The 14,798-nt window shown below is 30.6% G+C and carries 10 protein-coding genes; all 10 read right to left on the minus strand.

The window, feature by feature from the left end; genetic code table 11:
- Nucleotides 1–173: 173 nt before the first annotated feature.
- Nucleotides 174–509 carry a zinc ribbon domain-containing protein YjdM gene (locus tag HMPREF1552_RS04955; protein WP_021744002.1) on the minus strand — a complete coding sequence of 112 codons (336 nt, stop codon included), beginning with the start codon at nucleotides 507–509 and terminating at the stop codon, nucleotides 174–176.
- A gap of 133 nt (nucleotides 510–642) precedes the next feature.
- On the minus strand, nucleotides 643–2,256 hold the full coding sequence (locus tag HMPREF1552_RS04960) for a ComEC/Rec2 family competence protein (protein ID WP_021744003.1): 1,614 nt from the start codon (nucleotides 2,254–2,256) through the stop codon (nucleotides 643–645).
- A complete protein-coding gene (locus HMPREF1552_RS04965) occupies nucleotides 2,257–2,802 on the minus strand; it encodes a type II secretion system protein (protein WP_021744004.1) in 546 nt (181 codons plus the stop codon). It abuts the gene before it with no gap.
- Between the two features lie 314 nt (nucleotides 2,803–3,116).
- Complete coding sequence (locus HMPREF1552_RS04970; RefSeq protein ID WP_021744005.1) at nucleotides 3,117–4,820, minus strand: AAA family ATPase; 1,704 nt, start codon at nucleotides 4,818–4,820, stop codon at nucleotides 3,117–3,119.
- Between the two features lie 63 nt (nucleotides 4,821–4,883).
- Nucleotides 4,884–5,720 carry an SDR family oxidoreductase gene (locus HMPREF1552_RS04975; protein ID WP_021744006.1) on the minus strand — a complete coding sequence of 279 codons (837 nt, stop codon included), beginning with the start codon at nucleotides 5,718–5,720 and terminating at the stop codon, nucleotides 4,884–4,886.
- 141 nt (nucleotides 5,721–5,861) lie between these two features.
- Nucleotides 5,862–6,071: a hypothetical protein gene (locus HMPREF1552_RS04980; protein WP_021744007.1), complete on the minus strand. Its 210-nt coding sequence runs from the start codon at nucleotides 6,069–6,071 to the stop codon at nucleotides 5,862–5,864.
- Nucleotides 6,072–6,128: 57 nt separating this feature from the next.
- On the minus strand, nucleotides 6,129–8,807 hold the full coding sequence (gene leuS, locus HMPREF1552_RS04985) for a leucine--tRNA ligase (protein WP_021744008.1): 2,679 nt from the start codon (nucleotides 8,805–8,807) through the stop codon (nucleotides 6,129–6,131).
- A 296-nt stretch (nucleotides 8,808–9,103) separates the two neighbouring features.
- On the minus strand, nucleotides 9,104–12,661 hold the full coding sequence (gene dnaE / locus HMPREF1552_RS04990) for a DNA polymerase III subunit alpha (RefSeq protein WP_021744009.1): 3,558 nt from the start codon (nucleotides 12,659–12,661) through the stop codon (nucleotides 9,104–9,106).
- Nucleotides 12,662–12,695: 34 nt separating this feature from the next.
- Nucleotides 12,696–13,487, minus strand: a complete 792-nt coding sequence (locus HMPREF1552_RS04995) for a Cof-type HAD-IIB family hydrolase (RefSeq protein ID WP_021744010.1) — start codon at nucleotides 13,485–13,487, stop codon at nucleotides 12,696–12,698.
- Between the two features lie 87 nt (nucleotides 13,488–13,574).
- Nucleotides 13,575–14,711 carry a cysteine desulfurase family protein gene (locus HMPREF1552_RS05000; protein WP_021744011.1) on the minus strand — a complete coding sequence of 379 codons (1,137 nt, stop codon included), beginning with the start codon at nucleotides 14,709–14,711 and terminating at the stop codon, nucleotides 13,575–13,577.
- Between the last annotated feature and the right edge of the window lie 87 nt (nucleotides 14,712–14,798).

Here is a 14,798-nt window from a genome sequence, read left to right on the forward strand (position 1 = left end):
TTTCTTTTATAAGAAAGTTTTGCGTTAAGCGTGGGTGCAGGGAGATGGCGTCTGTTCTGCCTGCTTAAATAAACATAAAATAAAAAAACTAAAATAATCTAAGCTTATGAAAATTACTTCGTTGAATATTTAAAGAAAAAACTTATAAAGTAAGTTATTAAAAAATCTATTTTTTATATTTTTTTAACAAATTCCGATTTCAGCTTCATCGCACCAAAACCATCTATTTTACAGTCAATATTATGAATTCCATCATCAATTAATCTTATATTTTTAACTTTTGTTCCTCTCTTCAAGTCTGACGATGCACCTTTTACTTTCAAATCTTTAATAATTGTAACGCTGTCTCCATCCTGCAAAATATTCCCGTTTGAATCTTTCACAACGTTTTCATCACTGCTTTCTTCCCCATTTTCAGCCCATTCATAAAAGCATTCTGGACAAACTAGCATATTTCCATCCTCATAAACATATTCTGATCCACATTTTGGACAATTTGGTAAACTCATATTCTATCTTCCTTTCAAATTTTATTATTTTTTTATCATATCATTATACCACGAAACAGGAACTTATAAAATATGTTTATTATCATAATTTTCATTTATACTGCTAATAACATTCTTAAATCCATTTCTATAATTATTTTATTGTTTCAGTATTAAAAGAACTTGAGTATATATCAATTTTTGCAGTAAACAAGGGCATTACAAAAAATGTTATAAAAAATAACATTCCATAATATGCAAAAACCGTCCATAGTGGTGCTTTTCCATTAATATTCATCTGTAAAAGCGGAATTTTGCTTCCAGCGGAAATAAATCCTTCAAAAGCTTTAAAAATAATTTCTGTAACAAAAACAATCAGACTGTTAAATAAAGACAATTTAAAAATATTTAAAAGCACTGCAAAAAATAAACATTGTATAACAACTGTTCCAATCGGTATTCCCACAATGTTTAATAAAAATGAAAATAATGGCAGTTTTTCAAAATAATACAAAAATAAAGGAATGCTCGTAATTTGTATTGTTAAACTTAAAAATATCAAATCTACAGTATTTTTTAAAACATCGTTTTTTATTTTATCCAAAATCTTTTTTTCATAAAATTTCTTAAATTCAGGATTGACAAAAATTATTGCTATAACAGCTGCATATGAAAGCTGCATAGAAATATCAAAAAGTGAATATGGATTTAGTACAATTATAACAATAAACGATATTAACAAAGATTTTTTACTGTCTTCCTGCTCAAAAAGAATCCTTGCCAAAATCATCATCACTCCCATAATATAGGCACGTAAAATTCCTGGCGAGAATCCAATTAATGCACAATAGAAAGTTAGTGCCACAAGTGCCATCAGATACTTAAACCTATACCCTAGCGACAACCCATCCAAAATTTTCACAATCCCAATAACAACCAGACTTATGTGAGTCCCAGAAATTACAATTAAGTGAGCCAGTCCCGTGTATTTAAACTTATCCTTCATATCCTTAGAGACCTCCGCCTTTTCTCCCAGAACTGCAGCACGTGAAAAAGCATACAAATTTTCTTCAGTTATAAACAAATTATCAAAAATCTCCAAAATATATTTACGAACTCCATTTAATCGTGATTCTTTATATCCTAACACTTTCCCTTCAATCTTAATATTGCCATTTTTATTTACAACTTTCCTAATCTTGTACCGCATAAGGTAAAATCCATATTCAAGCCCCTTCTTATTCTCTATGCTCGCCTGACTTTTCAAATATTTGTTATTAACCTTCAAGACACTTCCACGATTTCCATCAATCTTCACATAAAGCGTTTTTTCTCCAGAAAGTTCCCCCTTAAAAGTAACAAAATTCAGATAAAACACAAACAAAAAAATCCCTGCCAAAATTAAAATTCCAAATTGCCAAGTTCTTTTCACTTCTTCAATTCCTATTTCTATATTAAAAAACCTTACTAAATTTTGTTTCCTGCGTGAAAGTTCAGATTTTATATACTTTTTTCTAGCTTCTTTTTCTCTGAATTTCTGCATTTCCAAAATATATTTGTCAAATTCCTTATTTTCAAATTTATTTACGTTTTCTTGAGTTTGACTATTGTCATTATTTTTACTCACTTTTGTATTTCCAGAATTTTTTATATTTTCATTTTTATTAGATTTTTTCACGATTTTACGAAATTTTATATTCTCAAAATCTATTTTTTTATTTCTTTCCTCAATTATCTCATTATTTTCAAAATTTCCCCCATTTTTCATCTAAATTTCCTCCTCCCACAAATTAGCCTTTGAATAATCATCCGAAAGATTAATCGGCTTTTTAGCCCTGTAAATACTTATAATCGGATATTTCGCCGCATTTATTGTGTTTGTGGAAATTCTGTAATAAATTTTTTCTCCCTTTTTATCCAGCAAATAAACGGAAAATCCTTTTTCAAAATTCCCTTCATTTGTGGTACGTCTTCTAAAATCAGCATTTTTATTAGAATTATTTGTCATATAAGATAAGTTTTGGGAAATCTCCATTTTATCTATAATATCCTTTTTCCCATTTTTTTCATCCAAAAAATAGGCCCTCTTTTCAGATATTTTAAAATCCAGCACATATTCCTTCCTGTTGTGCTGTGCATACTGTTGAATTTTTCTAATAAACTGGCTAATATTCCTCTTCTGAATTGCGAACTCCTGATTCTGCCTCTGTTTCTGTAAATTCACAGAAACCACCATAAACAAAATCGCCATAATTGAAATATATAATAAAACCTCAATGAGTGTAAATCCATTGTTATTCCCCTTTATTCTCATTTTCTCCCCCTTTAAAAAACTATTTTTATGTAAATTTTAATTTTAAATTAATATTATTATACATCATTTTCTGAAAAAATCAAATGTTTTTTAATAAATTAATTTTATATCCTTAATATATCTTCAGTAATAATATTTTACTAAATTTCTTAGACTTTCGGAAAAAATATTTGCTGTTAGAGTTATGGAACAATGAAGAGAAATAAATTTATAAGTACTTTGATTATTTAAATGGGGGTTAGTATTAGTATAAAAAGTCAGTATTTCTACTGACTTTACAAGTAAACTTATTTTATTTAAACTTCCTAAAAGAATTATACTTCTCTCTTAAATTTAACTTCCATTTCCTTCCCCAAAAACGCCATTCCAACTTTCAGAATATTATTAATTCCAGCATTTTTAAGTACTGAAGCATACTCTTTTTCTTCAATTTGCTGTAATGCAACTTCACATTCCTTTTCCAGTTTTTCTTTAATTTCATTTTTGTTCAAATTATTTCCAAAATCAGCAATTTTAAGTTCCAGAATGATTCCTTCTTTCCTTTTTTCAAGATTTTTAGGCTTTAATAACACATCATATCTGCCTTTCCCTGCAAAATTATTTGAAGTTATTTCGTATTCTCGTTTTAGCATTAAAATTAATCCAAGCATTAATCCGTGATAAAACTGCTCATTGTAAATCCCGCTCACATCAAATATTCCAACATTTTCAAGCAAAATTTTCCTTAATTCCAATTTAAATTTGTCAATATCTCCAGTTCTCAAAGCATTTATCATACTTAAAAACAAATTATAGTTTTCAAAATACACATCAATAAACATTTTTGAAAACATTTTTAATATTTCCTCATTTGGAATTTTTAAATATGCGTCTTCATCATCTTCATCGTATTTTTGTGCTAGAGTTAAATATCCGCTGTGAAAAAATAAATTCCATATATTTTCCGAAAAGTTTGCTTCCAAATTTCCAAAAGTCATATTGTCATTGATTACTTTTAAAATACTTTCTTTGTTTAAAAGCCTTGAAAAATCATCGTAAATTTCATTTTTTAATTTTTGTAAATATAATTTTATTAAATCATTTCCACTTGTGTTTACCCAATATGTCTTTAACTTCCCATCAGCTAAAAAGTTAATAATTGACCAAGGGTTATAAACTCTCACATCTCCAAATAAATATCCATTATACCATTTTTGGACATCTGCCAAATCGTATTCAAAATCAAAATCCTTCAACGCCTTTTCCACTTCAGACTCAGTAATTCCAAAATATTCAGTAAATTTATCATTTAGTATAGTATTCACCTTCAAATTATTCAGCCCTGAAAAGATATTTTCTTTTGCAACACGCAATATTCCCGTTATGACCCCCATTTCAAGATATTCATTATCTTTTAAAACCATTCCATAAAAACTCTTGAAAAAGTCTATTGCCTCTTCATAATATCCTTTTATATAGGAATCTATTATTGGCTGATCATACTCATCTATCAAAATTACTACTTTTTTTTCATAATACTTGTGCAAATATCTTGACAAATTAAACAAAGAAGATTTCCAATTTATTGAATCAATTCCTCTTCTAATAGAATTAAATTTTTCAATCTCAATTTCATCCATTTTCTCAGTCAAAAACTTGTATTCCTCATATAAATTGCTAATTGTTTCTTTAATACTTTTAAAACCCTTCTCCCAATTTTTTTCGCCATAAGTTCTAAATGAAATGGAAATTACGGGATAATTCCCCTGTTTTTCAAAATATCTACTTTCAGAAATATCCAGATTTTCAAACAATTTTTTATTTTCATCTTTTTTCTCGATATCAAAAAAATATTTTAACATCGATATATTAAGCGTTTTCCCAAACCTTCTTGGACGAGTGAATAAATTAACCTTAAACCCGTCTTCCAAAAGATTTTCAATAAATTTAGTCTTATCAAAATAATAATAATCTTTTTCAATTATTTCTTTAAAATCCGATATTCCTATTGGTAATTTTTTTTTCATATTATTTTTCATTAAAAATCTCTCCCCCTCTTTTATAAAATTTTATTTCACAAAATCTTTTAATCATATTTTTAATTATAATGTTTCTAAATACCCCGTCAGGGAAGTTGCTTTACGCCCCAGAACTTTTTTAATATCATTTGAAATACCCGATTGTTCATTTTGGGCAATTGCAGTATAAGTTGAAACCCACGAGTCGTATTCCCATTGTTCAGCTTTCCAGATTTTACGTGATTCATAAGCATCTTCTACCGTTTCATCAATATACTTAATTTCTTTCCCAAAATATTTACTTACAATTTTTACAATTTCCTCCATTGTGAATTCTTCAGGTCCTGTCATATTCAAAGTCTGATTTTCCCATTTTTCTGGATTTTCCAAAATTTTAGCAGCCACTTCTGACACATCCGAACGCACTACAACAGAAACCTTTCCATTCCCAGCAGGTCCTTTTATTTCTCCGTATTCTCTGCACAAATTCACAAAAAAATCTGCATAAAAATTGTCTCTCAAAAATGTATATTTAAAGCCATTTTCTTTAATGTATTCCTCAGTTGCATAATGATCTCTTCCCAATGTAAATATCGAATTTTTTGAAGCATTGTAAAACGAAAGATAAATAATGTGCGAAACTCCTGATATTTTAGCCGCATCAATAAAATCCTTATGCTGCTGAACACGGTCAGGATTTTCAGAACCCGACACCATAAAAAGTACCTCAATTCCTTCTAATGATTTTATAGTATCCTCTGATTTATCATAATTTGATTTAAAAACATCAGAAAATCCAATTTTTTCAGCTTTTTCCTTATTTCTAGCCAAATTTCTCACTTTTATTCCATTTTCTTTACATAATCTTGAAACCATGCCACCTAAATTTCCTGTCACTCCAGTTACTGCGATTTTAGCCATTCTGTTCCCCTCCTATTTTTTTTAATTTCAGACATATTTTTTATATTTTCGATTTATCTTTATAAACCTTTAAACCACCTGATAATTCTAAAACTTTATTATGTATTTTTAAAATGTCACAAACTTCAAAATATTTAATCATTATTTATCACGCATTCTGATAAAAACATCTTTATTTTCTTCCATTTTATTAAATAGAATATCCATTGAATTCTTTTCAATTTTATTTTCTTCAACAAATTTAGCCATCAATTGAACTAATACATCACTTTCACTTTTTCCAGTTTTTTTTACAGCTTTTTTAAATTCATTAATTAATTTATTATTTTCTATTTCTGCAATATATGTCATCTTAATCACCCCTAATTTAATTTTTCTTTTTAAAAATTCCTCCCCCTTTATTAAATTTTATCCTTTCACCACAATATTAACCAACTTATTAGGCACAGCAATTACCTTAACAACTTCTTTTCCATCAATAAATTTTTGAACTTTTTCTGAAGAAAATGCCAATTTTTCAGCGTCATCTTTTGAAATTCCAATTTGTGCAGGAATCATATCCCTAACTTTTCCATTTACTTGTAAAACCAAGTTAAAGTTGTTTTCCACAGTTAATTTTTCATCGAATGTTGGCCATTCTTGCTCAAAAGTAAGAGTTGTATTTCCTAAATCACTCCATAATTCATCTGCTACATGCGGTGCAAAAGGTGCAATTAATAAAATCACTTTTTCAAGAACTTCATGCCATACTTTTTTACTTTCTGATGAAATGTCGTTTTTGTCGATTACATTTTGCTTGTAAGTTGTCATATCGTTTAGAAGTTCCATTATTGCGGCGATTGCTGTGTTAAAGTGGAAATCGTCCTCTATGCTGTCTGTAACTTTTTTCACTGTCTGATGTAATTTTTTCTGAATTTCCTTGTCTTTTTCGCTTCTTGCATCTAGATTAATTCCGTAATTATTTTCCTTTGTTGCATTTTTATCAGCAAAATCAGCTGTTGATGAAATTAAAAGATAAAGTCTGTTTATAAATCTATAAGCTCCAGCAAGACCGTTCATATTCCATTCCAGCTCTTTTTCAGGCGGTGCAGCAAATAATGTAAACACTCTTGAAGAGTCAGCTCCGTATTCCTTCACGATTTCTTCAGGATCTACTCCGTTATTTTTAGATTTACTCATTTTTTCAACTTTTGTTGCCAATTCTTCTCCAGTTTCCTTAGAAACAGGCTTTCCATCCTTCATTTCCACTTCTCTTGGGAACAAGTATCTTCTTTCGTTTTGAGAATAGTAAGAAGGCCCTAAAACCATTCCCTGTGTCAATAAACGCTTAAATGGCTCATTTGTGTCAACGTATCCTAAATCTCTTAATGATTTGTGGAAAAATCTTGCATAAAGCAAGTGCATTACCGCATGCTCAATTCCACCGATATATTGATGAACTGGAGTCCAGTTATCTGCATCTTCCTTTTTAAACGGCTCTTTATCATTGTGAGAATCCAAATATCTCAAGTAATACCACGAAGAATCAACGAAAGTATCCATTGTGTCAGTTTCTCTTCTCCCTTTTTTCCCATTTGGTAAAATCACATTTTTAAATTCCTCAGAAGTTTCAAGTGGATTTCCTTTTCCGCTAAACTCAATATCTGTAGGCAGTTTCACAGGCAAGTTTGCTTCCTCTTCCAAATAAATATTTCCATCTTCATCATAAATCACAGGAATTGGAGTTCCCCAGTATCTTTGTCTGCTGATTAGCCAGTCATGAAGCCTATAATTTACAGTTGCCTTACCTTTTCCTAATTTTTCCAGCTTTTCTACAATCTTGGTTTTTCCATCTTCATTTGAAATTCCATCAAATTCTCCAGAATTAATCATAATTCCATTTCCAGTAAAAATATTTTCAAATGTTTCTTCAAGCGTCAATTCATGCACATTCCCATTTTTATCCACAGGATTTACCACAATTTTAATTGGCAAGTCATATTTTTTCGCAAAAGCCAAGTCTCTTGCGTCATGGGCAGGCACAGCCATAACCGCTCCAGTCCCATAATCTATTAATACATAGTTTCCAATCCATAAAGGTACTTTTACATTATTTATTGGATTTATAACATAAAGTCCTGTAAACACACCCTCTTTTTCCTTATCTTCAGCAGTACGGCTAATTTTATCCTCATTAATCATAGCCTCAACTTTTTCCCTAATTTCAGGATTTTGCTTCAAAATAACTTCTTCTACTAACGGATGTTCAGGTGCCAAAGTCAAGTAAGTCGCCCCAAATAGCGTGTCCGCTCTCGTAGTAAACACAGTTATTACAACTTCACCTTTTTCATTTTTTATAATATTCTCATTATTCCCTTTATAATCAAAGTCCAAAATAAAGTCTACTTCCGCTCCTGTTGATTTTCCAATCCAGTTTTTCTGCATAGCAAGCACTTGCTCAGGCCAATGACCTCTAAGTTCTTCATGTCCTTGCAGTAATTCTTCTGCATATTCTGTAATTTTGAAATACCATTGTGAAAGTTCCTTTTGAATTACATCTGTTTTACCGTGTCGCCAGCATTTTCCGCCTTCAACCTGCTCATTTGCAAGTACGGTATTACAGTCTGGACACCAGTTTACATAAGATTTTTTCTTATAAACAAGACCTTTTTTATACATCTCAATAAAAAATTTCTGATTCCATTTATAGTATTCTGGAGTATAAGTACTAAGTTCTCTATCCCAGTCATAAGAAAGTCCCATAAGCTTCATCTGTCTTCTCATATTGTCAATATTAGCCTTTGTCCATTTCCCAGGATGTGCCCCATTGTCAATTGCGGCATTTTCCGCAGGTAATCCAAAACTGTCCCACCCAAATGGATGCAACACATTAAACCCCTTCATCTTCTTATATCTAGCAATCGCATCTCCAATCGCATAATTTCTCAAATGCCCAACATGAAGCTTTCCAGATGGATACGCAAACATCTCAAGTACATAATAATTCTCTTTACCATCAACTTTATTTTCTGATTTAAAAACATCTCCTTCAAACCATTTATCTTGCCATTTTTTCTCAATTTCCGACGGTTTGTATTCCTTTATCATTGCTTTCCTCCAATTTTTTTAGTATTTAATTTTATAATTTTATTTTTTAGATCTAGCTTACAATATCTATTATTTTATCATATTTAATAGATTTTTCAAAAGGTAATTTGATTAAGAAAATTTTATTTTACTTAATGAACTTTCAATTATATCTGCTTTATTACAAATTTTTCCTAAATTTATTTTCCCTTTATTAGCTTCTTATCCACAATAACGATAAAAATATTTAAAATTTTCTTCCTTTCCTAAATCTAAGCATTAAACATCCCTATTTCCAAAAATATTTCTTATTTTTTCTATTTCAACTTTATCCTCTCAGTCCCCACCAATTTCGCAACTTTCCTAATAAACTTGAGTGACAAGTTCACATTATATTTTTCAGACAGTTTTACAACTTCCTTTTTCTCATTCGTTTTAAACGCTAAAAATACTTGATTATCGCCTTTATTTTTTAAAACAATCTGCTTCAATTCCTGATTTTTTTCTTTCACTTCTTCGTCAATTAAAATGTATAATTTTAGATTTTTATTTTCTTCCAGATTTTCAATATTGCAAATGTTGTTTAAAATAAGTGTATTTTTATTTTGCTCGGAATTTACAATTCCTTCCAGCACCATAATCTGCCCTTCTGTGATTTTATATCCAAAAGTTATGTATTCTCTTGGAAAACAGATTACTTCAATGCTTTTTTGAAAATCTTCCATTTCAAATTTTACCATCGGCTCTTTTCCAGCCCGTGTTGTAAATTTTTTTACGTTTTTTACTATTCCGATAATTCGTACTTTTTTTAGCTCTTTTTGGGAAATTTCTGATATTTTATTATGGGAAATTATATTTATCAGATTTTTTTTCTCATTTAAAGGATGGCTTGAAATGTAGATTCCCAAATATTCCTTTTCATTTTGAAGTAACACTTTTTGAGGAAACTCATCGCTTTTTTCCATCTGGAAGTCAACTGACATTTCTTTTTTACCGCCGAATAAAATCATTTGCAAATCTTCTTCAGATTCGTATTTTTTCTGGCTGTATTCTAGAACTTTGTCAATAGACTTGTATTTTTCAAACCTGTTTCCATCAAGTCCATCTAATGCTCCCGATAAAATTAGCGATTCCAGCTGTTTTTTTGTAATTCCATTTTGCTTCATCCGATATCCAAAATCTTTGTAGGAAACAAACTTTCCGTTTTTTCGTTCTTTTTTTATTTCATTAATTAATGCTGCTCCCACGCCCTTTATCGCAAGAAGTCCAAATCTTATTCCAGCCTTTCCAAAATTTTCTTTATCCTCCTGATTTTCTTCAATTTCAAAATCATAATCAGACAAATTCACATCTGGCAAAAATATATTAATTCCTTTTTCTTTAGCTTCATTCACAAAAACAACAAATCTATCCAGATTATGCACTTCAGTTGTCATTATCGCAGCAAAAAACTCCAATGGATAATTTGCCTTAAAATACGCTGTCCAGTAAACAATCAAGGCATAAGCCGCCGAATGTGACTTGTTAAATCCATATCCACCAAATTTTTCCACTAAATCATAAATTTCGTTTGCTTTTTTCGATAAAACTCCGTTTTTTTGAGCATTCGTTACAAATTTTTCACGATTTTTCTTCATTAGTTCAGGATTTTTCTTTCCAATCGCACGCCGTAGCTCATCAGCTTCCCCAAGCGAATAATTTGCCATTTCACTCACAATTTTCATAACCTGCTCCTGATACAAAATTATTCCGTAAGTTTCCTCAAGTATGTATTTTAGGGAATCATCAATATATTTTATCTCAGTTCTGTTATTTTTCACATTGATAAAATCATCCACCATTCCACTTCGCAAAGGCCCTGGACGATACAGTGCAAGCAATGCGATTATGTCCTCAAATTTTTCAATTTTCATTTTTTTCATAAGGCTTCTGATTCCAGCCGACTCACATTGAAAAACTCCCATTGTATCAGCTTTTGTAAGTAGTTCATAAGTTTTTTCATCATTTAGCGAAATATCATTTAAATCTATTTTTATTTTTCTTCTTTTCTCAATATTTTCCACAGTTTTCCGCAAAATTGTGAGATTTTTCAATCCAAGGAAATCCATTTTTAAAATTCCCAGCTCTTCCAGTTCCTTCATTTGATACTGTGTTGAAACAATCTTTGTTTTCCCATCAGAATAAGTTGGAATCTCATCGCTTAGCACATCTTTGGAAATAACGACTCCAGCTGCATGAACAGAGGCATGACGAACTTTCCCCTCCAATTTTAGTGAATAATCAATCACTCTTTTTATTTCTCTGTCGGTTTCGTACATTTTTCTAATTTCAGGAATATTGTTCAAGGCATCTTTCAATTCCGTATTAAACGGTATCATTTTAGCGATTTTATCGACTTTTACAAGAGAAATATTTAACACACGCCCCACATCACGAATTGCAAGCCTCGCCTTTAGCGTTCCAAACGTAATAATATGTGCCACGTATTCCGCACCGTATTTATTCACCACATAATTTATAACAATTTCCCGCTGTTCCTGATCAAAATCTATGTCAATATCTGGCATCGAAATACGTTCAGGATTCAAAAACCTCTCAAAAATCAGATTATACTCAAGCGGATCAATTTCCGTAATATTCAAAGCATACGATACAATGCTCCCTGCAGCAGAACCCCGTCCAGGTCCAACATAAACCCCATTTTCACGTGAGAATTTTATAAAATCCCAGACAATGATAAAATATCCATTGTATCCCATTTTATCAATAATTTCCAGCTCATACTCTGCACGCTCCAAAACATTTTCCAAATTATTCTTTAATAATTCTTCCCGAATTTTAACTTCTTTCAATTTCTGCCCAGCAATTTCATCTTTTGCAATCTCTTTTTCAATTATCTCAAAATTTTTATCCAGCTGTAATTTTTCAGAATCTGAAACAGATTTTTTCAAGTATTTGTGAAAAAGCCCCTCAAATACTAGATTTCGCAAAAATTCCTTTTCACTTATATTTTGCGGCAACGAATATTTTGGAAATTTAAAATGATGAAACTCAAAATCAATATTGCAGTTTTCCACAATTTTTTCCACATTGTTAATTCCAGTTTCATAAAATTCACTATATTCCTTATTTTCAAAACATTTTTTTATTTCTTCTTCCGACTTCAAATACAAATCATCATACAAAATTTCACTACTGTCTGATTTTTCCGCATCAATTTTGCTTCCTGCTTTTATCGACTCTACAATCTTCTGCAAAACCATATCTTCTCTATTTGGATAATAAACATCGTTTGTAATAACAAAATTATCAAATTTATTTTTACGTACAATGTCAAAAAGCATTTTCCTAGCCTTTTCCAGCCTTTCCACAGCAGGAACTTCAATAAAAAAATTATCCCCAAAATCTTTACAAAGTTTCTCAATAACCCTTCTAACCTGAGTATTTTCCAAATCCAGAATACCCTTTACAACCTCACTATTTATTCCCCCTGACAAAATATACAAGTCATCTGAATATTTTTTCAACTCATCATACTTAATTTTATTCCGATTCCGTGTAAACCTGCTATATGAAATTGACGACAATTTTGATAAATTTTTATACCCATTCTGATTTTTAGCAAGTAAAGTAAGCGAAAACTCACCTACTTTCTCCAGCCCATCAAGAAACACCTCAAGTCCAATAATCGGCTTTATTCCAGCATTTTTACACTTTTTAAAAAATTCGATTGCCCCAAACATCGAAGTATCGGTAATTGCAAGTGCTTTTGCCCCAATTTCCTTAGCCTTTTCAACATATTCATCTATCTTTCCTACTCCTTCAAGCAGTGAATACTCGGTATGCAATTTCAAATGTACAAATTTATTTTCCATAATTTCTACCTAATTTCTATTTTTATAAAAATACCTAAAGTTCTTTTATCACTTCATAAATCCCATCTTCATCATTTGACAGAGTAATTTTATCTTTTGAAAATTCCTGTTTCAGTTCTTCCGTAGCATTCCCCATAAGATATCCGTATTTCACAAACTTCAACATTTCCAAATCATTCCACTGATCTCCAAACGCCATTGTTTCTTCTGGGGAAATATCATATTTTTTTAACAGTTCCTTTATTGCCAGCCCTTTATTTACTTCCTTATTCAAGCATTCTAAATAATGTGGCTTTGAAAATACAAAATTAATATGTGGCAATTTTTCTTCCAATTCCTTTTTTAACTCCAGTAAAATCGAATTTTCTGCAATAAATAATGCTTTTGTAGAAGTTTTTCCAATGAATTCGTCAAAATTTTTCACATAATATGGAATTTCCACACTTTCTGAATATTTTTTACCTTCATCTGTTTCATTTTCAATATATAACTTGTCATCCATATATAAATTTAAGTGAATTCCCTTTTCTCTCGAAACTTTAATAAGTTCCTTAACATCTTGTGCCTCAACAGGTTTCTCAAATATAACTTCATTATTTAACGGATTTGTAACTCTTCCTCCATTATAGTTAATTACTGGATTTTTTATACCCAGCATTTCCACAAAGGGCTTTGATGAAATAAAGGTTCTCCCAGTTGCAATAAATGTTTTCACTCCCTTTTCTTCCAATTCTCTCAATTTTTTTATCAAATTTCCCGAAACTTTATGCTCACTTGTCAGCACTGTTCCATCCAAATCCATAAATATCGCTTTTATATTATTCATTTTAATTCCCTTTCTACTAACAATTTGTTAAATTTTGCTTTCTTATTTTTTTAAAACTACCTGATAATCTTTTTTATAATTCTGTATTTAAATAACTTCAATTAAATTTTCTACAAAATAATCTATTTCTTCAATAGTAGTATCTTTACCAATACTAATTCTAAATGAACCTTTCAATTCCTCATCAGTAAGTCCCATAGCCTTCAAAACGTGCGAATTTTCAAGTGAGCCTGACATACATGCAGAACCGCCACTTATGCAGATTCCTCTTAAATCCAGTGCTACCAGCAGCATTTGAATATCCACTCCTTCTATGTAGACATTTGTTGTTGTTTTTATTCTATTGGCCTTTTCTCCATTTATCCGTACTTTTTTACCCAATTTTTTAATTTCAGTTTTCAATTTATTTTCTAGATAATTTTGCAGTTTATCCTCTTTTTCTGATATTTCTTCCAAATTTTCATAAACTTCCTCAAATGCCACACCAAGTCCCAAAATTCCGTGAACATTTTCCGTTCCAGCCCGTCTGTTCCTTTCCTGCGAGCCACCCCAGATTTCCTTTTCAACCGAATATTTTTTATCAATAAATACAAATCCTGCTCCCTTAGGCCCATAAAATTTATGAGCTGTTGCCGTCAAAGCTCCTATTTTCAATTCTTTTGGCAAAATTTTCAATTTCCCTATTGCCTGAACTGCATCTGTATGAAAAAATATATTTCTCTCTGCCAAAATTTCCCCAATTTCCTTAATTGGCTGAATAACTCCAGTTTCATTATTCACAAACATTATCGAAACAAGAGCCGTATCTTCCCTCAATTCCTGTTTTAACTCCTCAGTATCCACAACTCCATTCTCATCAACACTAATGTACGAAACTTCATACCCTTCATTTTCCAGCTGCTCAAAGGTTTTTAAAATCGTAGAATGCTCTATTTTAGATGTTATAACATGTTTTCCTTTATCATTGTTCGCCTTTAAAAATCCTCTTATCGCAAGATTATTCCCTTCAGCTCCGCCAGATGTAAATACAATTTCAGTTGTTTCAATCTTCAAATTCTGTGCTATAATATGTCTTACCCTTTCCACAGCTGATTTTGCTCGTTGCCCTAATGAATGCACAGAAGACGGGTTTCCATAATTTTCACTAAACGATTTTGTCATCTCTTCTATCACTTTGTCGGACATTTTTGTAGTTGCAGCATTATCTAAATACACTATTTTCATTTTTAACTTTCTTCTCCTTTTTTCATTTCATTATTTTATAATTTATAAAATTCTGTTATTTTAATCCTAAAATACATTTTACTTTTC

Source organism: Leptotrichia sp. oral taxon 879 str. F0557, assembly GCF_000469385.1.
GTDB lineage: Bacteria > Fusobacteriota > Fusobacteriia > Fusobacteriales > Leptotrichiaceae > Leptotrichia > Leptotrichia mesophila.